Origin of the sequence: Pseudoalteromonas piscicida (assembly GCF_000238315.3) — a bacterium.
Classification (GTDB): Bacteria; Pseudomonadota; Gammaproteobacteria; order Enterobacterales; family Alteromonadaceae; genus Pseudoalteromonas; species Pseudoalteromonas piscicida.
This window is the reverse complement of sequence record NZ_CP011924.1, coordinates 1,097,369-1,123,395: the sequence shown is the minus strand read 5'-3', so window position 1 is coordinate 1,123,395 and position 26,027 is coordinate 1,097,369. Positions and strand designations below refer to the sequence as shown.

Sequence of the window (26,027 nt, the reverse complement as noted above, 5' to 3'; positions counted from 1 at the left end):
GGCATTCATAATATCCACAGTGTGATTAATATATGGTTAAAGTTTGCTTACAGAACTCTCTATCGGCCGTTTTAAAAAGCTGACTAATAGCGCCGGTAAAATGGTGAGTGTAACGATAGTTGCCATAGCAATACCACAAAGCACTATCATGCCAACGCCTCGATAAAGCTCAGCTCCTTCTCCTGGAATGAACACCAATGGCGCAAGACCGCATAGGGTTGTCATCGTTGACATCACAATCGGTTTTAATCGCGTTTGTAGTGCTGAGATCACCGCCTCATACACACTCATCGCAGTACTCTCAAGGTTTCTGCGGCTTTGATCGACAATCAGAATAGGGTTATTCACCACAGTCCCTAACAAGATTAAAAAGCCGAGCATAGTGATCATGTCAAAAGGCTGATGGAAAGTGCCTGTTATGCTACCAATGCCATTAATAGCAATTAGTCCAAGTAAACCCCCTGCCATGCCAAGCGGCACTGTTGCCATAATAAATAGCGGATAGCCCCAATGCTTGAAGATTGCGACAAGTAATAAGTAACACAGCGCTAATGCAACGACAAAATTACTGCCCAGCGCTTCTTTGGTTTTGTCTAGTTGGTCGGCAGCGCCACCGATACTCACATTGACACCAGGAAGCAGATCGCCCTGCCTCTGAAGCTGCGGTAATAATTCCGTTCTTACTAATTCCTGCGCTTCCTCTAGCGCAACATTTCTTGGTGGAATAATATATACAGTCACGGTTCTACGCCCATCAACTCGACGCAAACTATCACTGTCTGCTTTTTCTCGTAGATCGGCCAAAGCGCTCAGCGGGATCAGTCCAGCTTTGGTTACAACTGGAGATTGCGCTAATTGCGAAAGACTTTGCTGATTACCCGACTCAGAAAATAAAAAGACGTCTACTTTGTCATCGTCTAAAATCAACTCATCAACATAAGCGCCGTCACTCAGAGCTGCGACCGTATAGCCGAGTTCGTCAGCACTCATACCCACTTCAGCCAGCCGTTGCCACCTTGGTTGAATCTCTATTAACGGTTGGTCGAGTGTCAGAGAAGATGGCGCAGAATCCACTTGTGGATTATCAAAGACCTCCCCCGCTAACCGGTACACTGCATCTGCCGCTCGGTAGAGCGCCGTTTGATCTGTACCGCTAATATCCAAAGCCACCGCTCTTGAACCGCCATCATTACTGGAGATAATCGAGCCTCGTGAAGAAAATGCACGCATTCCTGGGTAGCTTCTAAACTTGGTCGTGATTGCCTCCATCATTTCATCGATGTATTCACGGTTGTATGGTTCACTCAATAGCCAAATGCTACCGACACCAACAGACATCGAATAATACTTTAAAGGTGGCAACGACGTGTTACCTGATACAAAATCGCTGTCATCTTTTTCCAAATGCTTATTTAAATAAGGAAGTAGTTCATCACCAATTTTTCGCATATGGCTGAGGTTATAGCCCGGAGGCGCTATCATCATAGAGAACGCTTTTGGCTCCTCTCCCTCTGGCAAATATTCGGCTTTAGGCATAAATAACCACGCACCACCGAGTAACAACACACTACCGAATACAATACACACTATGCGAGCACGCGGACTTGATAACATCGCCGGAATAAACGTTGGCAGTTTAGGCGTAGACAACATGCCATTGGAGATCTCCTTACAGGCAAAATTTGCATTTGCCGCAGGCACCACAAACAAGGCCACCAACATAGAAGCGATAATTGCAGCAGAAATCGCAATTGCGACATCGGAATAAAGCTGTCCGGCTTCTTGCTGAATAAATAAAATAGGTGCGAATACCAACACTGTGGTCAGGGTTGAAGCGAGCACCGCAGGCCATACCTCTTGAACTCCGGTAATAGCTGCTTGAAGTTTGTCGAGACCTCGGCGTCTGGCTTGCTCTATGTTCTCAAGTACAACAATGGTGTTATCAACCGTCATGCCAATGGCGAACGCAACGCCGGCGAGGGAAATCACGTTGATCGTTCTGTCAAATAGCAACAGACCCAAAAATGCCGCGATGGTACAAATTGGAACGCCCATCACACCAATAAAGGTCGAGCGTGGGCTCTTTAAAAACCAAAACATCACCAGAGTCGCAAGCACCGCACCCAGCGCTAAATTAGTCCAAACATTTTCAACAGAGCCTTTAACGTAACGAACATCATCGCTCAATAGCGTCAGTTGTAGTCCATTACTTGCGAGCATGTCACGGTTGACGCGAGCCACCACCTCCATCATTTCTTCTTTAATGGCCATCACGTTAGAACCGCTTTCCCGTCTCACCGAGAGCATTAAGGCTCGCTCGCCATTGTTATAGGCAATATCGCGCACTTCATAATGATCAAGCTTTACCTGAGCGATGTCTTTGAGCTTAATTGTGGTGCCCGCACGGTGACTGACTACCAGCTCTTCTAGCACTTTAGCTGACTCAAAGCGGCCGACCATACGCAGTAAATAACGCCGTTTACCGCTGTCTATATCGCCGGCAGAGGCATCTTGGTTACGACTGCGTATTGCATTTCTAACATCAACTAAGCTAATTCCACGGCTCGCCAGTTGTTCTTGATCTACCAAAATTTGTACTTGATAGAGTGCACCACCACGCACACCAACCTGTGATACTCCGCTGACTCTCTCCATTTCTGGACGAATAAAGTCTTCGGCATAATCGCGAAGCATATCAATATCAAGATTGAGTGGGTTCCCCGGTTGTGGTTTTAGATTAAAAAACATAAAGGCATTGCTCGAAAACGCGCTGCTGTATAACACCGGCTGGTCAACGTTTTCAGGATAATTTGGCACTTGAGATAACGCATTACTCACGTTTATGAGCGCTTCGTTGACGTCGACACCAAATGGAAACTCAAGCTCTATCTCTGCCTCACCAGTATTGGCATAACTGGACATTCGAGTTAGATTCGCAAGTGAGCGAAGATACCTTTCTTGCTCTATAAGTATTTCTTTTTCAACATCCTGCGGCGTGGCACCGGGCCAATTGGTCACCACAGTGATGGTTCTTACTTCAAGATCTGGGATCATTTGCACCGGAATTTTAAACGCCGCAACAATGCCCAATATCGAACAGATCAATACCGTGACAGCAACTAAAATGGCGTGATTTACACTGGCTCTTAACATCACCCGCTCCTATAATCCCGGTACAATGTTTAATGCCTGGCCTTCTTGCAGTAACTCATTGCCTTCAACCACCACTTGTTGCCCTATCTCTAAGCCAGATAAAACTTCAATATGACCATTAATTCGCTCACCAATTTCAACGTTTAACCGCTTTGCTTGACCGTCAACGGCCACAAAGACACTGAACCCACCGTCGGGGTGACGCAAAATCGCATCGCTAGGAATAATCACGCTTTGGTCTTGTGCTCGAATTAGCGGCAGTTTTGCCGTAGCCGATGCGCCGACACGTATCTGCGCACCTTTTGGGATTGCCAATCTTAATAGAAACGAGCGACTGGTTTTGTCAATGACAGGAAGTTTTGCTAATACATGAGCTTGATGCTGCACGCTTGGCTCGCTTGCGACGCTAAAATTAACGACACGGCCGAGATTAATAAGCTGAAAGTACTCTTGTGGCACTTGCAAATCGAGCCATAGTATATCGCTACTCACTAATTCAAACACCGTTTGTCCACGCGTCACCCACTCACCTAAATTAACTGTGCGCTTTGCAATCACCCCCGTAAAAGGCGCTTTTAATTGATGGCGGTTAACGAGCTCTCGCTGATAAGTTATCTTAGCTTGTGCTTCTAAAAGAGTGGCTTCTGATGCTTGTAACTTAGCCTCTCTGTCAGCAAGCTCAGTTTGCGCAAATAATTTTTGCTGCGACAGAGACTGTGCTTCTTTTACCAACCTTATCGCATTGTTGCGATCGACCTTGGCGCGCTCAAGTGCAGCTTCTACACTTTTCAGCTCAGCTTTTACTAAAGCTGCATCGAGACTCAGCAGTACAGTATTTGCTTCAACAATATCACCGGCTTCAGCTGAAATCTTAGTTATTACACCATCGGTTAAACTTGACACTTGTGCGTATTGTGCTGCACTAATTGAGCCCGTTAAAGACAATGTTCGTTCAAGCTGTTGTTGCTTTACATCAGTGACCACAACATTGACCGCTGCAGCATAAAGGTTAAAGGATAAAAGAGAGAGTATTAAGCAAACGCATTTCATGTAGTTTGTTCCAAAGTTAAAAACACTATTCCTTTCAGTAAACACTATGCAATAGCACCTACTGATCTCGACGAAGCATTGCAGCTGGCGAGTTTATGTCACTATAACGCCGACACACTAACACAAATAAAAATCATTACCATCCAAACTAGGTAAATGACCTCAAAAGTGTAGTTTGTGAAATAATGAATGAACAAAGAATATACAGGAATAACGCTTAGAATAAAGTAGACATAAACGTCGCTATGCCTACTTTAAGGAGGGTCAATTACAATGATTTAATTTAACAATACAAGTGAAGTAACATTGCGAACACCGGGATGACTCATATAGTCATTTTTAATCCCTTCAACTCTCAGTGATTTACCAATCAAACTCGGGTTAAGCTTGGGACTAAATGCATCGCGCTGAGCTGATTCCAACTTAATATATAGTTTGTTGCCAACGACAGTTGAGTCACTTAATTCAAGCGCATAGATATCGTTTACCGCAGCTGTGATTTTGCCACTGACTACCACTGCCGAGCCATTATTCAGCGCCAATACGTCAGCAACACTCATATCACTTGATGGCTCTGTCGTTGTACCAACGGTTTGTATTTCACTGACTTCTCGTATCCCCGGTGCACTCATATACGATGAGCGAACACCTTTGATAACTAAAGTAGAATCAAGAATGGATGGATTAAGCTGCGGACTAAATGCAGCACGCTGGTGACTTTCAAGTTTAACATTTATCGTATGATTTGGATTTTGGCTGTCCTCAAGTACTAAAGCATAGATATCATTAAGTGCAGATTTAACACGCCCTACAAGCTCAATTTCATTGCCCTCGGCGGTTGCAAGCGCCTGCTCAACCGACAATGCCACTGGTGCAATCTGAATATCGCTTACATAACGAATACCAGCCTCACCCATGTAACTGTCTCGAGTACCAGTCACTATAACTGATTGACCAAGGATCTCAGGATTGAGTTGCGGGTTAAAGTCACTGCGCTGAGCAGATTCAAGCTTTACGTTGATACTTAACGATGCGTTGGCAGTATCTGTGAGTAGTATGCCATAGATGCCGTTTACTTCGGCTGTCACTTTACCTAACACAGCAAATTTAGACCCAGTAGAAGCAGCAAGGGCCTGTGCTACAGAAATCGTGCCATCAGGAGTTGGCTCTGGATCAGGATTAGGATCTGGGTTGGTTTGCCCTGAACCATAAGGCGCATTGAAAGAGTTATTTTTATAGCTATCTGTATTCCACGCATCAAAACCCGATGCAGGCGTCCCCCATGGCTGACCATTGTTTGGATCAGACATTTCTTGCGGCGCCATTGGCACAGGTGTTACTTCACCGCTTGCATGACCGTTAGTACCATCAAAGTACTGATACGACTCAGGAGTCGCTAGCCAGTTGATGATATTGACCGAAAGTACAGCGGCATTACCATTGTCTGTCCAGCCAGGGTACGTCTTTTTACTATTGCCATTATCCTGACGCTTGTACTTAGGTGTAGCGTCTTCAATTGGGGAAGAATCACCAATAAATGCGGCTTTGCCTAACCCAGCTTTTGAGATAGCAACATACGGGCCTTCATTTCTACCACCAAAGTAAAGTCCATCATCTTTAGCATGACGCCACTTAGCTGGTGTATCTGAAGGTGAAAAATAAACCAAGCCTTTCGCTTTTTGTTCATCTACAATCGCAAGCGTCGCGCCTGCGGCCATCAATACAGGAGTAACTCCGAGTGTGATCCCTTCTGTTTTGCTCGCAGACTCAATACCACTTACGCCTTGTTTGTAATCCGCGGCATTAAAGCGAAAGCGGATCCCAAAATTTTCTGCAAGCCATCCCATGTCTGCTGATTTTGGATTACGCCAGTCACCGTACTCACCACCTAGATTATACTTAGCCAGATCTGAGCGGTTGTAGCCGTTAAAGACTTCAGTGGCATCCCACGTATTTAGATTACGATCCGCGTCATAATGATCTGCAATAAAAAATATCCCTTTTCCATCCGCTACAAACTGCAATAACGCCGCTTGCTCTGATTGAGTGAAAGGACGGTTAGTTTCTGCCAATACAAAGACATCGGCATCTTTAATCGCATCATAGCTGATAACCGCTTCATTTTGATTGCTTTGAGAGGTACGGTCGTCAAAGAATCTAATCTTGCCGTCATTGTTTAAATCAACACCACGATATTCTTTTACGGTATATCCTTCATTAACTAATGCATCCGCAAAGTCTGAAAACGCACCGTCAATAACCCAATCAGCGTTTCCTTCAACGCCACCGTGTGACACATCAAATAATACTGTCTTACCATTGTTGTTTGTGCTTGGTGTTTTGACTGGAATGTGGTTATTCCAGTCATACGGCTGCGCTGCAAATACAGAGGTGGATATAGCTGCAGCCAAAACTACGCTGCAAAGCTTGAAGTTTACTTGTTTCATTCGTCAAATCCTGTTGAAAATTATAAAAAGAAGCAATAAAAAAGCCGCCAAAATATGGCGGCGTAGTGTATTAGTTCAGCGGTTGTGTTAAATCCAGCTGATAAAGTGCAAAACCTCTTTCGTCGGTTTTGCCGGTAGGTAGAATATGATTAAATTGCTGACTGTAAGTTTCAGCATCCGCACTGGTTGAGCTAAAGAATTCAATATTGGCGCCAACTACAGGTGCAAACGACCAGTTCATATCGGCGGACGGATCAAGTCCTGCAGCACCATTTTGGTCGCTAACAAAAGTAATATAGTCAGCAACGACCTGACGGTTCTCATTTGGCGAGTCGACAACGATTTTATCTCCCTTAATATTTGGGAAATTACCGCCACCAGATGCACGATAGTTATTCGTTGCAACCAAGAATACTTGGTCGTCCTTCACCAACTCACCTTGATACTTCAATGCCTTAATGCGGTTACCGTTTGACACCTTTTCACCGTTTGCCGCGTAGCGTGCAGGCTCAGTGACATCAATTTGATACGTCACACCATCTAGTACATCATAGTTATATGAAGGAAAGTCTGGATTGATCAGCGCTTGAACGCCTTCAGTATTTGGTGTGATTTGATTGAACTGTCCTGCAGACATTTCAAGCCATTCGCGCACTTCGCTCCCTTTGAGCTTCAGCACCTTAAGTACGTTCGGGTAAATGTACATATCCGCAACGTTACGATAGGCGATATCACCTGCAGGTATTGCGGTAAAGTCATCTGGCCCGCCACGCCCTGCTCTGAAAGGCGCACCCGCAGACAGAATAGGTAATCCATCAAGCTCAGTACCTTGCACGATTTTTGCTGTATACCATGCTTGTGCGTCAGTCACGATTTGGATTGAGGGATCGTCATTCACTAACGCAAAATAGCTGTTCACTGTGTTGGTAATTTTAGCAAAAGGCTCATTCACCCATGCGCGAGTTTCAGCATGCTCACGATGTACCGCTGCTTCAATTGCCGCATCGCTTTCTACCAACGATACCGTATTACGATTTTCATCCGTTTCATAGATAGCTTTCAGCGTAGACTGTGAGTCAACCACCACCCATTTACCTGATTTAAATTGGATATCTAGATCAATTACACCAAGATGATTGCCCCAAAAACCAGGCATTACAGCCGCAACGCCATTGATTGTGCCTTTGTCGTTATCGACACCATGTGCCGCTAAGTCTGCGTAGCCCGAACCAGGGAAGTTTGCATGCGCGTGACCAAACATAATGGCGTCTATATCATCCACCTTGGACAAAGCATAAGATGCATTTTCAGCCATTGGCTTATCGGCTGACACGTCTAGGCCTGAGTGCGGAATAGCAACGACAATATCCGCGCCTTCAGCTTTCATCTTAGGTACGTAGTGCTTTGCCATTTTTACGATGTCTTTAGCGATCACTTTGCCTTCAAGATTGGCCTTATCCCATTGCATAATTTGCGGTGGAACAAACCCGATAAAGCCGACTTTAATCACCTGAAGTTTGTCATTCTCATCAAAGAATTGTTTTTCTTGAATTAGGTAAGGCTTAAACAACGGAACATCATTTGTTTCATCTTCGTCGCCATCAACCTTAAATACGTTTGCACTAATATAGGGAAAATTCGCATCGTCGATTGCTTCGTCTAAAAACGCTAAGCCAAAGTTAAACTCATGATTACCAATATTTGCTACATCGTACTCTAGTGTGTTCATGGCCTTATAAACAGGATGAACCTCTCCCTCTTTGAGGTTTTTTATCTTCGCCATATAGTCGCCAAGCGGACTACCTTGGATCAAGTCGCCATTATCTACCAGCATGGAGTTTTTAACTTGGCTTCTCGCTTGATGGATTAACGCCGCGGTTTTCACTAGACCCACTTTGTCATCTTGCTTGTCTGAGAAGTAGTTGTAGTTCAATACATTTGCATGCAAATCTGTGGTTTCTAGTAAACGCAAAGACACCGCAGTGCCCTCTTTTGGAATATCAGGTCCTTTCGGCACGTTTATATCAACATCGTTATCTGAATCTGAGCAGCCAGTAATAATGCTTGTGGCACCGCACAGTAGTGCGATTGGAAGTAGTTTTGTTTTCATAAGTCCTTTCTTTACTTTGTTTGCATACCCGTGCGCATGCTTTTAGTTATTTCAGTAATACCAATTCACGTCTCTTCTTATTCCACTTCATAGAAGCTGAACCAAGAAGCACAGCGAGTCAGAATAAACCGTTGCGTTTTGCGTGGCGGGTGTCACTATACGAGGGAAAAAAGTCAAGAAAGCTAAGCTTTTATGGCAGTTAAGTGCTAGAAATATGACGGTACTAAGTCAGGAGAAGTGAATTAACTTTAAAGTGATAAATATACAAAAAAGCCCCCACATTGGAGGCTTTAATTGCTTACTTAACATTTAGTAGTATTTAGTCTTCGAACTCTACTTTTTCTGCTTGAATATAAGTTTCACCATCCTCGGTTACTAAATAGCCCTCTACTTCAACGTTTTTACCCGTTGCAATATCAGACTGTTCACCATCTTCAAACTGAGTTTGCTCAGACACTTTAATTTTCTGATCGAGTACATAAAACATGGTTGCTGAATCAACCTGCGTGATTGCCCCCTCAACTTCTACGTACTTTATTGCTTGAAACTTCAGCTCTTTAGCAACCACTGTCACGCCATCTATGGTGTATCCTTCGACTTCCACTTCTAAACCATTATCTAGCTTTTCAAAATTACCATGCTTAAACTCTGTGTTTGCGGTAACTTGAACACGCTGCGCGCCGAGATTGAACTGATAATCAAACGGAGAGTCCTTAACTAAATCTTCGATAAACCCCGCAATCTCTACTTCTTCGGCATCGTCATCATCAAATTCAACTTTCTTAGCCAATAGTAGGTTATCTTGGGTTAACACCCCTTCGACTTCAACAGAGACGCCATTCGCTAAGTTTTCACGGCTGCCATCTTTAAACTCAGTATTGTTATCCGTGATAATTGAAATGCCATTTACCATAAACTCAGACGCTGAGACAAAGTTGGTGACGTTACCTTCAACTTCAAGCTCAATGCCGTCTTCAGACTCGATTTCAATTTTAAGCGCAAAAACTGAGCCGTCGGCACGCTGAATCGCTTTGACTTCAACGAAGTCGTCATTGACAAATATGCCGTTTTTAAACTCGGTGTTTTCATCAAAAAATACGGTTTTACCATTGAGGCTAAAAGTTGCATCGACAGGGTTAAAGTCCGAAACCTTACCTGTTAATTCAAAAGTTCGGTCATCAAAGTCGTCGTCTTTGTCGTCAACCTCAACTTTCGTGGCGATAAGTGCATCACCTTGGATCACATAGTCAACTTCCGCGATATCACCTGCCGCCACTTTTTCAAAAAATACCGTTAGATCAACATCACTCTCAAGCTCAAGTTCGGTTGCTCCATTGATAGCAAAGACCAGTTTACCAACAGTGATTGTCTGCTCAGCTGCATTCACAGCAGTAACTTTTCCTTCAACTTCATGCTCTTGCTGATCATTAAAATCACTCGCAGAGAGGCGCTCTAAGTCTCTCACGACATAAGCACCTTCAAAGCCAAAAGCTTCAATTTCAACGACATCGCCAATATTAAGCTTCTCAAGTTTAAGTTCGTTGTCCTCAGCATCTGACTCATCTTCAAATTGGGTATAGTTATCTACAAAATAACTGCTACCAAATACCGTTAGTGTTTGTGCTTCAAGATCAATTGCGTCAATTACACCAGTTAGTTCGATTTCAGAGTGCTTATCAAAGCGTACTTTTTTGGCGATTAAACCTTCTTCAGTTGCAACTGCAAGCACAAATACACGCATACCGACTTGTAAGTCGTCATCGTCGCCTTTCTTATAGTCAGTCTCATCGCTCAATGTAAAAGTATGGCCGCCAATTGCAAAAGCATCGTCACTGACTTGCGTTACTATTCCTTCGAATTTAGCCACCGCTCCCGAAGGCGCTGAATTGGCGCTTTCAACTTCGATGCTGTCAGCAAGTAAAACGCCCTCTACAGGCAAGTTCGATGCCTCTACTTCTACTATTGCATCATTTTCTATCGTGCCTTCGACCTCTGACGCTTGGCTGTAGTCGACAATAAGCGCGCCTAATTTAAATGTCTTGGCATCGAGATTTAGTTCAGAAACCTTGCCTTCAACCTCAAACTCGCCACTTTGTTCTTCAACATCAATACGGGTAGCGATATATTGACCCTGCCCTTGATGCAGCGCACTGATCTCAACGAAGTCTCCCGTATTTAACTCAATAAATGCGATATCTAGCTTTGTGCGCTTATCAACACCAAATTCTTGACCCAACACAGTGATTGTTTGTTTGGCGTAGTCGACTGCCGTCACTACACCTTTAGCGGTTGCGTCGTAGCTAATAGAATCAGCTACTGCAAAATCACCATCTGCGCCTTGCTTACCTTGCAGATTTACCTGCATACCCACTTTAAGATTTGCTTGTTGTTCTGGCGTTGTTTCATAACGCACACCGTTTACGTACACACTGCCGAATCCAGTTACGGTTCCCTGTGCACTTACTGATGTACGGTAGGTAATGGTGATTGTTTCTTCCTCATTGCTGCTTAAATCAACGGTAATTGATTCTTCATTGGGCTGATAAAGCGCCTGATTTACAGAGCGAGAGGTAGCGGTTAGCTTATATTCACCTGTAGCAAGCGCACTGAGTGTAGTGGTAGTAGAAATATCTTCGCTATAGCTTGATGGACCTGTTAACGTTAGATCAGCCTCAGCTCCAGCGGGTAAGCCCTGTACAATGACTTTTATTGAACCTTTGGCTCCGGTGTTATCGCCAGGTTGCGGATCGTCATCACTTCCGCCCCCACATGCGACCAGAAGGCTACTTGATGCCAATAATGATGGTAATAACCATTTTCTATCCATTACATAATCTCCTAAATTTTTGGCTCATTTAGTACATGCAGCTGCTTTGCCACAAAAACTTAACATGCACTCTAGACGGCCAAAAATGAATACCCGCTTTATTACTGGTACCTTGGTATCCACCTAATTGGAGACTGATATTAAATTGGTTTGCTTGTTGAAATAGCTATCATGCTGAGGCCCGCGCAGCTGCAGATGAAAGTTTTTTAGAATTCGTATCACCACACTTCCATGCGATTTACTTGGCAGTCATCTGCATCAAAGTACTTTTTCATCACCTCTGGAAATGGGCCATTGCCGTGAGCATTCCTATTCTTTTTAAACGTATACTCCATAGCACTGTGATAGTACTCGTCAATTGGTTGAGTAATATCCATAAATCTATTCATTTGTGACCAATCGTGAGTATCGCCACCTCCCGCAATACCAATACGATTTCCAAACCAATAGTGCTCGGGGTATTTTCTACAACTTAAGTAACCCGTTTGCATCGATGCGCTGCCTCGCATATTTTTTACTTCTGGACCAACAACATACTCAAGATCTTCTATGGGGATATAAAATGGCTTTCTGAATAAGGTGTACGGCGTTCTTACCAATCCGGTATGGCGATTAAACTCGATTGCATCCACAATACGAATTGCATTCCCTATTTTGTACATTATAAAAGGGAATGCAGTCAGTAAAAACAGCCCCAACCATGAATGCCAAGCTGGCATACTGTCGTCTGTCATACTTACCCCTAACAGACAAACCCCAATGATAGGGCCTAACACCAACCCATGTAGCCTAATAGACCATAATCCCGGTGAGCGCGGTACGGAAACAACCCGACCATCGCATTGGCTAGGGTAACTTACACCACTAAAGTCGTCTCTCGGCGCAAATCTGTCTTTACAGGGTTTTGCTTCTTTAAACTTACAGCCGTTTAATTCTTCAGCCTTGGCTAAGCGTTCCTTATAGCTTTGGTTATGGAGGTAGTCTTTTGATAACGCATCATAAAAATTTCCCTCTCTAATATATTTTAACCTTCGTTCTGAGTACCTTTGCATTTCCTCCAATTCTTTTTTCTCAGCTTCACTAGCTTCTTCTTGATAATATCTTTCTCTTCTTTTGTCGCCTTCTTTGATGATTTCTTCAAGTTCTTCTTGAGTCATCTCTTCAATCTTTTTCATTCGTCGTTTCCTTCTATCTGATTGGCGGCCTTTCAGGAAATCTGAACTTTTGATTTAATCTGGATAGTTTTTTGATATATCTAACCCCATTCGCAATCAAATAGCCATCGTCTTTTTTGGTCACCACCGTTGGTAAAGAGTACAATTCAGTAGCACTTTCGATCACTTTTTTTCCTTTACCATTGGGGTAGCTTTCTACTTCTATGATTAACTCAATAGAGCTACCAACTTCTAGGTTTAACAGTTCACAGAGTCTTCCTTCAGTGAACTCAAAGTAATAACCGGTTCGATTAGGATATAGCTTCCAACCACTGCTAAGCTTGGCCAACTGATGGTGATTTATCTCCTGTATTTTGTCATCACCTTCTTTTGACCAATAAAAACGAGCAGAAAAGCCTTCTAACTCATTGGTAAGGGGCGCGCTTATCTGCACTTTAAACACACTTAAAAATCTTTGAATATTTATCGCAGGCGAGTACAACATACTATAAAAATCGGTTAATGCATTTTCCATTTTGTGTTGCCATGTTGATGCCCTTACAGCAGAACACTTATTGCTATCGTCTATATATTTTTGTTGACGATTTTTACTCCAAGGACAGGCATTTAGCCAAGCCTCAATTTCAGACTCATGAAAAATAAGCAGTAAACCAGCACCAATCAAGATAATCAACAAACCCAATAACCCTAGCGCACTTGCAATAGCGCCAAATGTTGCGACTGCGCCAACACTTAAAGCGGAAATTAAATGTGTTGCAGCGACTAAACTTGCTGAAGCGGTTAGTGACAAAAAACCCACCATCATTTTGCTTCTTTAAACTTACAGCCGTTTAATTCTTCAGCCTTGGCTAAGCGTTCCTTATAGCTTTGATTATGGAGATGATCTTTTGATAGTTCCTCAAAATAGATACCACTAATAAGGTATTTGCTCTCTCTATCAACATATTCACGTATTTCTTCTCTTACTTTTTTCTCTTCTTCTGTGGCTTCTTCTCGATAATACCGTTCTCTTTCCTTCGCTCTTTCCTCTAGGTATTCATCTAACTCTGCTTGAGTCATATCTTCAATCTTTTTCATCAACTACTCCTTTTAGCTGACTACTATAAAGCACTTGTAATGATTAACCCCTACCACACTTCCATGCGATTAATTTAGCAGTCATTGGCATCAAGTTTGAAGCCAGTTATAACTATAAACCCTATTCCGGATAGCAAAATACTAGCTGTAACATTATCATGGTGAACATACCTCTTGGCTTGGGTGGCCGTTTGGGGTCAGGGGTCCATACTTCCCACGGTTTTGTAATTTCTGGTTGAACTTTGCCCTCAGACCAGTCAAATTTTAAAGCCTCTTGAAATATTTGCTCTTCAATTTCTCTTTGCTGTTCAAGGCTGAATTGTGTCCAAAAGCCTTTTGGTCGACCATTGCTTTTATCAAACGATTTCGTGAGCGGATCCAACTCTCGATACAGCTCGTATTCCGGTGTATCAGGTAGAGGTTTATCTTGCTGCATATGCCTTACAATCGCCTCCCATTCCAAAAAACACCGTACAGGCTTCGACGTATCACCAGAGGCATTTATTGTTAGTTTCGCATTCGGGTAAAGCTCTAAGTCTTTATGTCTTATTTCAATAAACCCTTTCATAATACCTAAAGTTGCAAATTCATTTTTAGTGTGACACTCAATGTCTTTCCAATCGAATGTTGGATTACCAAATCGATCAAATTCACTAGCGTTTTTTACTTTCCATGTAAAGCTGACTTTTTGATCTTTGCGGTCAAAATAAGCTCCTTTAAACTTTACACGATCATATGTCAAACCTAAAATATTAACCGTTATAAAGGAGTAAATTGGAATTATAAATAGAATCGGCCAGTAGAAACTTCCGTCAGTAAAAATAACAACAAGAAAGTTCAAAAGTAGCAAGACCCAAATAGCAAAGGAAATACCGCATGGTAAATAAAATAGAAAAAAGGTTGTGCTACTAGGCTTTTCTTCATAATAGTAGCGTTCATTAGTATTTAAATACACATCCAATTTTGGAGTGTAAAACCTTCTATAAATTGCCAAGCCATGCCTATTTTTACTTAGCCCACCTTTAAAGCTATTTTCACGAAAAAATCGATTAAAGAAACTATTTTTCTGAAGTGTGTTCACTATTTTCCTCCCTGAAAAAGCTGTAGCAACCGTTATGGTAACCCTGTTAGAATCTGTATTAACGCGACTTTTATAAAGCTTTGCTTTTTATTGACCTGCTCTTGAGTCAGATCTGGTTTCCACTTTAACCAAGGCTTTACAATTTCCTCACGTTCAGGGCTGTAAGTGAAGTTAAAATCTGCAGCGTCTATCGCCCCTACCACACCTTCCAACGGTTTATTTGGTAATCATCAGCATCAAAGTACTTTTTCATCACCTCGGGAAATGGACCATTGCCGTGAGCATTCTTATTCTTCTTAAACGTATACTCCATAGCTTTTTTATAATAATAGCGGTTGATTGGTTGAGTAATATCCATAAATCTATTCATTTGTGACCAATCGTGAGTATCGCCACCTCCCGCAATACCTATACGATTTCCAAACCAATAGTGCTCGGGGTATTTTCTACAACTTAAGTAACCCGTTTGCATCGATGCGCTGCCTCGCATATTTTTTACTTCTGGACCAACAACATACTCTAGGTCTTCTATGGGGATATAAAAAGGCTTTCTGAATAAGGTGTAGGGCGTTCTTACCAGTCCGGTATGACGGTTAAACTCGATTGCATCAATAAAACGAATTGCATTCCCTAATTTGTACATTATTAAAGGGAATGCAGTCAGTAAAAACAGCCCCAACCATGAATGCCAAGCTGGCATACTGTCGTCTGTCATACTTACTCCTAACAGACAAATCCCAATAATAGGGCCTAATACCAACCCATGTAGCCTAAGGGACCATAATCCCGGTGAGCGCGGTACGGAAACAACCCGACCATCGCATTGGCTAGGGTAACTTACACCACTAAAGTCGTCTCTCGGCGCAAATGCGTCTTTACAGGGTTTTGCTTCTTTAAACTTACAGCCGTTTAATTCTTCAGCCTTGGCTAGTCGTTCCTCATAGCTTAAGTTATGAAGATGATCTATTGGTAGTTCTTCATAAAAAATACCACTTCGACGATAAACTAATTGTCTATCAAAGTATGCGTCTATTTCAGCATCCTTTTTCTTTTCTTCTTCCGTAGCTTCTTCACGGTTATATCGTTCTCTCTCCTTAGCTCTTTCCTCTAAATATTCGTTTAACTCTTCTTGAGTCATCTCTTCAATCTTTTTCATCAACAACTCCTTTTAGTTGACTACCATAAAGCGCTTGTAATGATTAACGCCCTACCACACTTCCATGCGATTAATTTGGCAGTCATCTGCATCAAAGTACTTTTTCATCACCTCTGGAAATGGGCCATTGCCGTGAGCATTCCTATTCTTTTTAAACGTATACTCCATAGCACTGTGATAGTACTCGTCAATTGGTTGAGTAATATCCATAAATCTATTCATTTGTGACCAATCGTGAGTATCGCCACCTCCCGCAATACCAATACGATTTCCAAACCAATAGTGCTCGGGGTATTTTCTACAACTTAAGTAACCCGTTTGCATCGATGCGCTGCCTCGCATATTTTTTACTTCTGGACCAACAACATACTCAAGATCTTCTATGGGGATATAAAATGGCTTTCTGAATAAGGTGTACGGCGTTCTTACCAATCCGGTATGGCGATTAAACTCGATTGCATCCACAATACGAATTGCATTCCCTATTTTGTACATTATAAAAGGGAATGCAGTCAGTAAAAACAGCCCCAACCATGAATGCCAAGCTGGCATACTGTCGTCTGTCATACTTACCCCTAACAGACAAACCCCAATGATAGGGCCTAACACCAACCCATGTAGCCTAATAGACCATAATCCCGGTGAGCGCGGTACGGAAACAACCCGACCATCGCATTGGCTAGGGTAACTTACACCACTAAAGTCGTCTCTCGGCGCAAATCTGTCTTTACAGGGTTTTGCTTCTTTAAACTTACAGCCGTTTAATTCTTCAGCCTTGGCTAAGCGTTCCTTATAGCTTTGGTTATGGAGGTAGTCTTTTGATAACGCATCATAAAAATTTCCCTCTCTAATATATTTTAACCTTCGTTCTGAGTACCTTTGCATTTCCTCCAATTCTTTTTTCTCAGCTTCACTAGCTTCTTCTTGATAATATCTTTCTCTTCTTTTGTCGCCTTCTTTGATGATTTCTTCAAGTTCTTCTTGAGTCATCTCTTCAATCTTTTTCATTCGTCGTTTCCTTCTATCTGATTGGCGGCCTTTCAGGAAATCTGAACTTTTGATTTAATCTGGATAGTTTTTTGATATATCTAACCCCATTCGCAATCAAATAGCCATCGTCTTTTTTGGTCACCACCGTTGGTAAAGAGTACAATTCAGTAGCACTTTCGATCACTTTTTTTCCTTTACCATTGGGGTAGCTTTCTACTTCTATGATTAACTCAATAGAGCTACCAACTTCTAGGTTTAACAGTTCACAGAGTCTTCCTTCAGTGAACTCAAAGTAATAACCGGTTCGATTAGGATATAGCTTCCAACCACTGCTAAGCTTGGCCAACTGATGGTGATTTATCTCCTGTATTTTGTCATCACCTTCTTTTGACCAATAAAAACGAGCAGAAAAGCCTTCTAACTCATTGGTAAGGGGCGCGCTTATCTGCACTTTAAACACACTTAAAAATCTTTGAATATTTATCGCAGGCGAGTACAACATACTATAAAAATCGGTTAATGCATTTTCCATTTTGTGTTGCCATGTTGATGCCCTTACAGCAGAACACTTATTGCTATCGTCTATATATTTTTGTTGACGATTTTTACTCCAAGGACAGGCATTTAGCCAAGCCTCAATTTCAGACTCATGAAAAATAAGCAGTAAACCAGCACCAATCAAGATAATCAACAAACCCAATAACCCTAGCGCACTTGCAATAGCGCCAAATGTTGCGACTGCGCCAACACTTAAAGCGGAAATTAAATGTGTTGCATTTGCTTCTTTAAACTTACAGCCGTTTAATTCTTCAGCCTTGGCTAAGCGTTCCTTATAGCTTTGGTTATGGAGGTAGTCTTTTGATAACGCATCATAAAAATTTCCCTCTCTAATATATTTTAACCTTCGTTCTGAGTACCTTTGCATTTCCTCCAATTCTTTTTTCTCAGCTTCACTAGCTTCTTCTTGATAATATCTTTCTCTTCTTTTGTCGCCTTCTTTGATGATTTCTTCAAGTTCTTCTTGAGTCATCTCTTCAATCTTTTTCATTCGTCGTTTCCTTCTATCTGATTGGCGGCCTTTCAGGAAATCTGAACTTTTGATTTAATCTGGATAGTTTTTTGATATATCTAACCCCATTCGCAATCAAATAGCCATCGTCTTTTTTGGTCACCACCGTTGGTAAAGAGTACAATTCAGTAGCACTTTCGATCACTTTTTTTCCTTTACCATTGGGGTAGCTTTCTACTTCTATGATTAACTCAATAGAGCTACCAACTTCTAGGTTTAACAGTTCACAGAGTCTTCCTTCAGTGAACTCAAAGTAATAACCGGTTCGATTAGGATATAGCTTCCAACCACTGCTAAGCTTGGCCAACTGATGGTGATTTATCTCCTGTATTTTGTCATCACCTTCTTTTGACCAATAAAAACGAGCAGAAAAGCCTTCTAACTCATTGGTAAGGGGCGCGCTTATCTGCACTTTAAACACACTTAAAAATCTTTGAATATTTATCGCAGGCGAGTACAACATACTATAAAAATCGGTTAATGCATTTTCCATTTTGTGTTGCCATGTTGATGCCCTTACAGCAGAACACTTATTGCTATCGTCTATATATTTTTGTTGACGATTTTTACTCCAAGGACAGGCATTTAGCCAAGCCTCAATTTCAGACTCATGAAAAATAAGCAGTAAACCAGCACCAATCAAGATAATCAACAAACCCAATAACCCTAGCGCACTTGCAATAGCGCCAAATGTTGCGACTGCGCCAACACTTAAAGCGGAAATTAAATGTGTTGCAGCGACTAAACTTGCTGAAGCGGTTAGTGACAAAAAACCCACCATCATCGTCATATTGGCATAATATAATGCAGTATCTCCGCTTTCCTTTTCTAACATCGCATCCTTAAACGCAACATAAGCACTAACGACAGCGGCAAGTAGGGAAACCGCGTTTGCTGTAAAAACCAATACCCCTCTTAATACGACCATGCCTGAAACATGCGATGCTGAGTTTTTCAATATGGCGTTTACTTGCCTAGGGGTTGGTAATCCAGCTTTTTTTTCTACCACATTCGCACCGATATTGATCATAATATCGGCAAAATCAAGAATTGCAGAGGCTTTTGTAAGTCCACTTGCACTGGCATTTTTCATTGTATCGAATAAATTAACTGCCTCTAATGCGGCAACAAAAGATAGTGCACCGTTTAATGCTATATTGTATGTGCGAGGTTTTACAGCAAACTTTGAGAGTCTTCCCAAGGAGTCCACTTCTTTTAGGATGCTTTCTTGTTTCCAGATATTCAAGTCGATAAGCCTAGACACGCTTTTTCGTTTGAAATTGGCACTTTCTTTATTACTTTCCAATGCATCAATCCTACTCGCATCCAACACCAATACTTTTTGCTGTAAGCGTTTTTGTGCAAATTCGGCTTTTATTTTTTGTCGCTCCAGTGTTTTTTCAATTTCACCCAAGGTACCATCCAGAGACAAAATATGATCTAACTGTTGCTGAACAATCTGTCCTCCACCTAACTCAGTTCTGACATAAGGGTGTGCTACAGGGGTCTTCTGATGACTATCAGCAAACGCCTCTGCCGCTTTTTCCAGCTCACTGAGGCGCTTAGATGCTCGTTCAGCTTTTGACTGAAAATCCAGAGGTAAAAATCCATCAGGTAAATTGCCATCTAAATAGTCTGCAATTGATAGGTTAATCTCTTTTATCAAACCATTTGTCGAAACATCTACTAATTGCTTAAATCGACCAAAGAGATCCCCTCTGACACTGTTTTCAAATCTAGCTGATTTTGCATACTCTATAGAGCTTGACAATGCACTAAGCTCTCTCTTTGCATTCGTTAGTTGGTATTGCACATTGGAGGCAGTTTTTTTGATATCACGTAATGCTTGCTCTTGGCGCTTTATTTGTAAGTCTAGCTGTGCCACTACTGAGTCAGGATTCATCCCTCCTGCAACAGCCGCATTTAAAATTTGGTTACGCGCTTTAATGTAAGCATTAATTTCCGCTTGTTTAGCTTCAATAGAGCGCTCTAGTGCCACTTTTTCATCTTTTAGTGCATTTGTATCAAGCGCTAACGTTTCTGCTTTAGCTTTACGGTCTCCGTATACCGATTTAATATCCTGCCCTTGCGCTGCATTTAATCCAGTTGGCACCTCGAGACCAATCACCAAGAATCCCCACATCGCCTGTGAGGCTCTTCGGAGTACTTGTATTACCGCATCTGTAAATGATGCGTCTTGGTCATGCATGGGCTGCAAGTTATCTTGCATAAGCGTAAGATCAAAGCGCGTGTCAAATTCGTCGTTTGAACCTTTAAGACGGCACTCATACGCAGTCATTTCATCCTTTATCTTTTTAGGATAGAGCAGCTCAATTAATCTTAGCCTTTCAGTCGGATGCGTCCCCATCGCTTTTAGCCAACATTCTTGCCCTACGTCATTCGCATCCAATTCATCTAACTTTTTGAAATCATCGTCTGACACCGCAAAATGACTGATCAGGGTAATGGTTAAGTCCTTTATTGGGCCGAGTACATCGGAGCATACTGCGTATAGTAAGCATCGGCGTATATCATCGTAGTAGGCATAGTCTTCAATGGAGTAATAAAAAGAATTGTTTTTTTGCTCGTCGCTCATAATCTCAAAGAGCTTCGCTTTTGATTGATTAATTTGCAGACCAAGTTCAAAGGCGCGGTCAGTATGTAGATATTTTCTAAATTCAGTGGTGCTGAAGCTATCTTCTATATACTCCTGATACTGCTGTGCAAGATCTTCGGCGTCTTCATCAACTTCCACTCCGAGCGCCTTCTTCTTTTCTATTCCTTTTGGATAGTGAAAGAAAGTGCTCTGAATTGCAGTTGCTAACGAATGCTTTGCCAATTGGTTTGGACTAGGTTCAAAACGTTCTGTGTTTGACTCTGATTTAAATTCAGGATCTTGTTGTATTGACGTTACGGGAAGGCTTAACAACTCCTTGCGATATATCGCAACTCTGGCACTGGTGTCACGGGCTAACCCTAAACTGTCGGCTAGTACCGGTACATACACACCTGACATATCTGGAACAGGTAAAACTAGGTGATCGGGTAATGTCGAATTATCGTAACCCCGCTTAAAACTTGCCAGTTTATCGAGTTTTTGCATTCTGTTGGCACGTCTGTTGGTCGCTTTCTCCCCATTAAGACCGGGCTTTACACTTGGTCCATAATTTAAACGCGGATCCGTTTCAGCCATACCGCCAAATGCTTCAATTTGCTTCCAGCTCCATTGCGTTTCTGAATAGGCGATTTCTACACTACACTGTTGGCCATACAACCTGTTTGGGACGATGATGGTACTTAATTCTTCTGTGGTGGCTTTCCGCTCCCCTTTGTCGACCATCTCAAGTGCTAATTCTGTATTGTCTACACTACACTCTTTGCCATAGTTATCTTTTTTATACGAATATTCAGCAACACGAATAACTCTATGACCCTTTTGAAAGGCTAAATTGACATCTTTAAACGCGACACCTTCACCATTTTCCCTTGGAAGTACTTCCAGCTCTCGCCATAAGTGTCCGTCAACGTAAATATAGATAAACCCTTCTCTTAGCTGATCTTCTCCCTCTATCCCCATTCTCAACGGATAAATATGGACCAGCTCCACTTCTGCATCTTGCGCAGTGTCATTCGCCGAAGAAGTACCAAGTGGTATTTTGTAGTATCCCGAGGTGCCAAGATCTGGGTTAGTATCAGCAACCATCAAAGACACTTTCTCTTGGTCGTTTGCTAGCCCTTCAAAAACTAGCTCTCTGTGAGCGGTTTCAAGATTCGTTAAGTCTGGTACTGTAAAATCACTCATCCTAGTTTCACTCCATCCTTGTAATACTCTTTACCTGATACGCTTACTTTTAACTTTTTACTTCCTGATTTATCGGGGGTTGCATCTCTTTTTGCCACTGACAGTGAGCTAGGGGTCGCACCGCCCGGTTGATTAAGAGGAGAAGGCGGCGTGTTTTTACTGTTAGAGATCATAAGATCTCCTTGGCGAACTGCAGGTTTTCCTTCGATATACACATCAAAAGAGCTGGTAATAAACTCTGCTTTGCCTTTGATTGTGCCACTGGCAATGCCTTTCTTTTTACCGGGTTGGTCACCTGTGCTTTTTGAAAAGTTACTTTTGATATTTGCTGCGGGATTGCCATTGATTTTTACCGAGCTTGCCGTGCTCGCTGCATCACCGGACTTAGCAAGATTGCTATAAGGAATTGGCACAACAACTTTGCCAATTTTAGTCCAGCACACATCTATGGTATTTAGCATGCCACCACTGTCTTTATGGACTGCAGTGCGACCATTAATTAATACGTTTTGCCCGCTTACGATACCGACTTGCTGTGCTTCGCTATCTACATCTTTTTCAATTTGTTCCTCAGTGCCAGCTTGCCATCCTATTTTGCGTTCAACCAAACCTAAAAATGCCCGAGCGTCATCAATTGGCTTATGCATATCCATGCCAGTATCTGGCTCTTGATGAGGTAAAATTGGCTCGTTTTTTTCGTCGTTCCAGTTTGGCGGTGGGACAATATAGTCACTGGCAAACTCAGTTATCATTTCACCCAATACCATATCGCCATATTTAGCGCGCGCAATCTCATCTATAAATGCGTTTTCATCGCTGGCCTTGTCAGGAAATACGGCTATCCCATTTACACAACCAATGGCACCATTATTTTTCGCTGCGATAGTAAGCTTTAACAATGCAGGATTGTTATGTCGCCACGACACACTCCCGCCTACTCTCAGCGTTGCAGACATGGCATCTTGATCGTACTGAATCGAATCTGGCTCTTTTCCCTTTACTGCTGCGATAAAGCTCATAACACACTCCTTGTTACTGAGATTAATTGTGGTTTTTCTTGCTCTGTGATCAGCCACACTCTTTCAATGTGGCTATTTAACGGGTTGTGTAAATAACTGCTGGCAACCGCAAGCCCCATTGCATTATGGCCAGCGCCAATATAACCAATGGTATTTGCCGTGTTGTTGAGTTCAATTAACGCGTCGTGTTCTTGGTACAAGACGCGGCTAGCATTAAGCCATTCTCTTTGCCACTGCTCACTAAGTAAGCGGGTCGAAATATAAGGCTCGTTTATCTCTGCGTGCAGCTCTTTTAATAGCTCACCTAAGTCGCCCTGGTATGCTTTGGTTTGGCATGCATTTTTATTAGCACTTGTACCAAGCAATGCGCAACCGCCTTCACTTAATACAACACCTTCAGGGCCGCCAACAACTTGTAGCTTGCCTACCCAGTTTGGTTTTGACGCTTCATCATAACCAACGCAACTGTCTACAAATACATAGAGGCTATTTGGCAAGAGCGAATCAATATCAAGCGTTTGATGCAACTGAATATCGTCAACTTTCAGCTCAAGGTGGTCACAAAGCGTCCTAATATCAGACAGCTCTATATATGGCTCTTCTGCTTTTGTGTTGGCAGTAACTAGATTAATGGTGCCATCCCACGTGTTGGCACTGCCATCAAACCGTTGCTTAGCCTGGCTTAATAACGATTCTAGAATGGCTAAACAGCGGTCTTTACGTAGTGTGACCGAGATTTCTTCAATTTGTGCGCGCAAGTATGGGGCATCGAGGCTTCTATCGTATCTAACAATGGCTTTGCTCGGCGTGCAAAAGCGCATGTTGTTTGCGACGGCGGTATATAAAGCACTGGGATGGTTACCGGCGGGGGTTTCTAGCGCGATTAATTCAAACTGCATGTGCCACTCCTTGCGCTTGCGCCTCTTCTACTAAGAACACACTGTTACTGCCTGTTTGGCTCTTTTTTACCCTTCCTCGCCATATTAATGAAAACTGTTGTGTTTGCGAGTCAATTACCAGCGTATCACACTGCATATCAATAGGCATGCCGTCTGGGCCATTAACCAAACGACAGCGAGGCATGATTCTGGGCAACGTTAGCTTTAGACTTTGTCCATAAGGTAAATCTGGTGTCAAGCCCATCATGTCAATCCACCAGCCATCACTAAATGGGTTTTGAGTTTGTTGGTCTTGCGGTGCGACTTGATAATGCGCAGCAGGGACTGCTGCTTTAAATGGGAACTTGCCCTCTAAAGCTTGGGATTCGTCAACCTCAGGAAGTTTATCCACCCTTGGCGACCAAAATGGTGGGATCGCTGCAAAACTTGCAACCGCAGTGTCGTGACTCGGCTTTTTTAATACCTGATTGGCATATTCCACTTGCGGCAATGGCTGGCCTTTCGCTTCTTTATTTTTGAGCTTATAGCCACGACCAAGGGGATTTTGGGTTGAAACTTGTTCTTCATCCGACGGACTTGTGCCGCCATAGGCAAGTTGGTAATTTAATACACAGGGCGATAACACTTGTGGATCGCTCGCCACGGGCCCAAATAGAGATCGCTTCCACACACGCTCACCAGTAACTCGAAGTAATTTATCAACAAAGACCCTGTCGTTACAGCCGAGTTTGAGTCCTACTTCAATCACTCGCGCTTGTTTGTCGGTTGGTGGAAAGCAGGTCAATTCACCATATACTTCAAAACCGGTTTTATAAGGCTGAACTTCGCTAACGGCGGTTAGGCTGGCTTCAAGCCCTTCACCGTCAAAGTCATCAGCAAGTACAACAGGCGCTCCAGTTGGATCGGGATACACATTACCCTTTACGTCGTATTCAAAGTTTTGCTTTACAGCGATGACTACGATGGGATCTTTTTCCTCATCCCAAGCCTCAACCGTGCTACTTTGCCACTCGGATTCATTCACTAGCATGGTTCAACTCCTGTTTCACTGATTGCCATTGAAGATAAGCCATCGGCATGTAAAAAAGCGCAGCGCCAGGTGCATGCGAGGAAATTTTGGAAAGCTTGCGCTGTATAGCAAGGCCAGCCAATCCCTGTTGTAACCAAGCCGCTGGCTCAGAGACTTTACGCCCTGCGAGTTGATGTTGGATATTTGCCGTAATTAGGGCTTGGCGTTCGTATTCTGCTTGCTTAAAACTGGGTAGTTTTTGCGATTTTTGAGATTTAACGCCAGTTTGCGCATCACTTATTGAGAATTCTTCAGGCAAGTCGAGATCGGTGATTTGTTTCCACGCCTCGTAAGCTGGACGAGCGGTACTGGGGACTTCGAGTAACTTAACTAGATTTTGTAACGAGCGGATATGAGAAAAGTATGGAAATACTTCTGCAATGTAGCTTGGATTATGCTGACAATAAAGTAAGCATGGTTCATCCCATTTTGGCTCATCGAGTAAACCTGCCAGCTGCAATAATTTTGCTTTGAGCGCGGCATCATCTGTCATCGCAAACCGCTTTACTAAGTGCTCTGAAAGTTGCTCTGTATTACACAACCACATATTTACCAATGCCGTGTAGGCAATTTCAGGGTTGCTATGATCAAGTGCGGCCATGAGTTGGTGGCGCGACAAGTTAGCCGTACTAAATGCTAAATAGATAAGGCTCGTAGGCCAATTTTCATCTGTTGATAAAATTCGCTGTCTGAGTGCATCACCAAGATCAATGCGCCATGCTGACAAGTTATGAATGAGCAGCTCAGCAAGCGCAGGCTCGCTGTTAATCGCCGTGATGATTTCACTAGCTTGGGCTTCAAGTGCTCTTGTCCCAAAAAGATGGTTAATAAGTAACAACAGCTGTGGTGAGTCAATCTCTTGGGTTAACGTAAATACATCGTCAATCGACCCGTGCGAGATACAATCTAGTTGGGAGCGATTTATCCAGTGCTCGTCGTCCGTCTCAGCTAAGGTATACAAATGATTTAATAATTGTTTTTCAAGGGCATGTAAACGCCCAGTCTCAACTACTTGACGTGCATTAAACTTTTGATAATGACGCCAAAGCGACTTGAGTTGTTGACGGTGAACGGCCAATTTGGTTGCAGCTAAAAACATAGTC

At 42.7% G+C, this 26,027-nt stretch carries 17 protein-coding genes; all 17 read right to left on the bottom strand.

The annotated features are described in order from the left end of the window. Positions 1-36 precede the first annotated feature (36 nt). Positions 37-3,153 carry an efflux RND transporter permease subunit gene (locus PPIS_RS05170; RefSeq protein WP_010379096.1) on the bottom strand — a complete coding sequence of 1,039 codons (3,117 nt, stop codon included), beginning with the start codon at positions 3,151-3,153 and terminating at the stop codon, positions 37-39. Positions 3,154-3,162: 9 nt separating this feature from the next. Further along, a complete protein-coding gene (locus PPIS_RS05165; RefSeq protein WP_010379098.1) occupies positions 3,163-4,203 on the bottom strand; it encodes an efflux RND transporter periplasmic adaptor subunit in 1,041 nt (346 codons plus the stop codon). A gap of 278 nt (positions 4,204-4,481) precedes the next feature. After that, on the bottom strand, positions 4,482-6,650 hold the full coding sequence (locus PPIS_RS05160) for a DUF6359 domain-containing protein (RefSeq protein WP_010379100.1): 2,169 nt from the start codon (positions 6,648-6,650) through the stop codon (positions 4,482-4,484). A 70-nt stretch (positions 6,651-6,720) separates the two neighbouring features. Continuing rightward, the gene (locus PPIS_RS05155) at positions 6,721-8,760 is read right to left on the bottom strand and encodes a bifunctional 2',3'-cyclic-nucleotide 2'-phosphodiesterase/3'-nucleotidase (RefSeq protein WP_010379103.1); all 2,040 of its coding nucleotides are present in this window, start codon (positions 8,758-8,760) and stop codon (positions 6,721-6,723) included. Positions 8,761-9,079: 319 nt separating this feature from the next. Then, positions 9,080-11,587 (bottom strand): DUF5666 domain-containing protein, encoded by a 2,508-nt coding sequence (locus PPIS_RS05150; RefSeq protein ID WP_010379105.1) that lies wholly within the window; start codon positions 11,585-11,587, stop codon positions 9,080-9,082. 218 nt (positions 11,588-11,805) lie between these two features. Next, a complete protein-coding gene (locus tag PPIS_RS05145; RefSeq protein WP_096040871.1) occupies positions 11,806-12,762 on the bottom strand; it encodes a hypothetical protein in 957 nt (318 codons plus the stop codon). A 13-nt stretch (positions 12,763-12,775) separates the two neighbouring features. After that, entirely contained in the window at positions 12,776-13,552 is a 777-nt protein-coding gene (locus tag PPIS_RS05140; protein WP_249031249.1) for a hypothetical protein, read from the bottom strand. Positions 13,553-13,563: 11 nt separating this feature from the next. Beyond that, a complete protein-coding gene (locus PPIS_RS05135) occupies positions 13,564-13,839 on the bottom strand; it encodes a hypothetical protein (RefSeq protein WP_010379529.1) in 276 nt (91 codons plus the stop codon). 121 nt (positions 13,840-13,960) lie between these two features. Next, positions 13,961-14,920, bottom strand: coding sequence for a hypothetical protein (locus tag PPIS_RS05130; protein ID WP_010379524.1), 960 nt, complete (start codon positions 14,918-14,920; stop codon positions 13,961-13,963). A 196-nt stretch (positions 14,921-15,116) separates the two neighbouring features. Further along, positions 15,117-16,076 carry a hypothetical protein gene (locus PPIS_RS05125; protein WP_010379518.1) on the bottom strand — a complete coding sequence of 320 codons (960 nt, stop codon included), beginning with the start codon at positions 16,074-16,076 and terminating at the stop codon, positions 15,117-15,119. Positions 16,077-16,127: 51 nt separating this feature from the next. After that, a complete protein-coding gene (locus PPIS_RS05120) occupies positions 16,128-17,084 on the bottom strand; it encodes a hypothetical protein (protein WP_096040870.1) in 957 nt (318 codons plus the stop codon). 13 nt (positions 17,085-17,097) lie between these two features. Then, positions 17,098-18,114: a hypothetical protein gene (locus PPIS_RS05115; protein ID WP_096040869.1), complete on the bottom strand. Its 1,017-nt coding sequence runs from the start codon at positions 18,112-18,114 to the stop codon at positions 17,098-17,100. 13 nt (positions 18,115-18,127) lie between these two features. Continuing rightward, entirely contained in the window at positions 18,128-21,937 is a 3,810-nt protein-coding gene (locus PPIS_RS05110) for a hypothetical protein (protein ID WP_010377089.1), read from the bottom strand. Beyond that, the gene (locus tag PPIS_RS05105; protein ID WP_010377086.1) at positions 21,934-22,956 is read right to left on the bottom strand and encodes a DUF4150 domain-containing protein; all 1,023 of its coding nucleotides are present in this window, start codon (positions 22,954-22,956) and stop codon (positions 21,934-21,936) included. The genes PPIS_RS05110 and PPIS_RS05105 overlap by 4 nt, the downstream gene beginning before the upstream one ends. Next, positions 22,953-23,855: a hypothetical protein gene (locus tag PPIS_RS05100; protein ID WP_010377084.1), complete on the bottom strand. Its 903-nt coding sequence runs from the start codon at positions 23,853-23,855 to the stop codon at positions 22,953-22,955. Before PPIS_RS05100 ends, PPIS_RS05105 begins: the two co-directional genes overlap by 4 nt. Continuing rightward, the gene (locus PPIS_RS05095; RefSeq protein ID WP_026345619.1) at positions 23,845-24,885 is read right to left on the bottom strand and encodes a DUF2169 family type VI secretion system accessory protein; all 1,041 of its coding nucleotides are present in this window, start codon (positions 24,883-24,885) and stop codon (positions 23,845-23,847) included. The genes PPIS_RS05100 and PPIS_RS05095 overlap by 11 nt, the downstream gene beginning before the upstream one ends. Further along, positions 24,872-26,023: a hypothetical protein gene (locus tag PPIS_RS05090; RefSeq protein ID WP_010377080.1), complete on the bottom strand. Its 1,152-nt coding sequence runs from the start codon at positions 26,021-26,023 to the stop codon at positions 24,872-24,874. The genes PPIS_RS05095 and PPIS_RS05090 overlap by 14 nt, the downstream gene beginning before the upstream one ends. Between the last annotated feature and the right edge of the window lie 4 nt (positions 26,024-26,027).

Excerpts from the sequence above, each read along its gene's own strand:
- PPIS_RS05160 (WP_010379100.1), bottom strand. The coding sequence starts at position 6,650 with ATGAAACAAGTAAACTTCAAGCTTTGCAGCGTAGTTTTGGCTGCAGCT.
- PPIS_RS05100 (WP_010377084.1), bottom strand. The coding sequence starts at position 23,855 with ATGCAGTTTGAATTAATCGCGCTAGAAACCCCCGCCGGTAACCATCCC.
- PPIS_RS05120 (WP_096040870.1), bottom strand. The coding sequence starts at position 17,084 with ATGAAAAAGATTGAAGAGATGACTCAAGAAGAACTTGAAGAAATCATC.
- PPIS_RS05145 (WP_096040871.1), bottom strand. The coding sequence starts at position 12,762 with ATGAAAAAGATTGAAGAGATGACTCAAGAAGAACTTGAAGAAATCATC.
- PPIS_RS05125 (WP_010379518.1), bottom strand. The coding sequence starts at position 16,076 with ATGAAAAAGATTGAAGAGATGACTCAAGAAGAGTTAAACGAATATTTA.
- PPIS_RS05110 (WP_010377089.1), bottom strand. The coding sequence starts at position 21,937 with ATGAGTGATTTTACAGTACCAGACTTAACGAATCTTGAAACCGCTCAC.
- PPIS_RS05170 (WP_010379096.1), bottom strand. The coding sequence starts at position 3,153 with ATGTTAAGAGCCAGTGTAAATCACGCCATTTTAGTTGCTGTCACGGTA.
- PPIS_RS05135 (WP_010379529.1), bottom strand. The coding sequence starts at position 13,839 with ATGAAAAAGATTGAAGATATGACTCAAGCAGAGTTAGATGAATACCTA.
- PPIS_RS05090 (WP_010377080.1), bottom strand. The coding sequence starts at position 26,023 with ATGTTTTTAGCTGCAACCAAATTGGCCGTTCACCGTCAACAACTCAAG.
- PPIS_RS05105 (WP_010377086.1), bottom strand. The coding sequence starts at position 22,956 with ATGAGCTTTATCGCAGCAGTAAAGGGAAAAGAGCCAGATTCGATTCAG.
- PPIS_RS05165 (WP_010379098.1), bottom strand. The coding sequence starts at position 4,203 with ATGAAATGCGTTTGCTTAATACTCTCTCTTTTATCCTTTAACCTTTAT.
- PPIS_RS05115 (WP_096040869.1), bottom strand. The coding sequence starts at position 18,114 with ATGAAAAAGATTGAAGAGATGACTCAAGAAGAACTTGAAGAAATCATC.
- PPIS_RS05095 (WP_026345619.1), bottom strand. The coding sequence starts at position 24,885 with ATGCTAGTGAATGAATCCGAGTGGCAAAGTAGCACGGTTGAGGCTTGG.
- PPIS_RS05155 (WP_010379103.1), bottom strand. The coding sequence starts at position 8,760 with ATGAAAACAAAACTACTTCCAATCGCACTACTGTGCGGTGCCACAAGC.
- PPIS_RS05150 (WP_010379105.1), bottom strand. The coding sequence starts at position 11,587 with ATGGATAGAAAATGGTTATTACCATCATTATTGGCATCAAGTAGCCTT.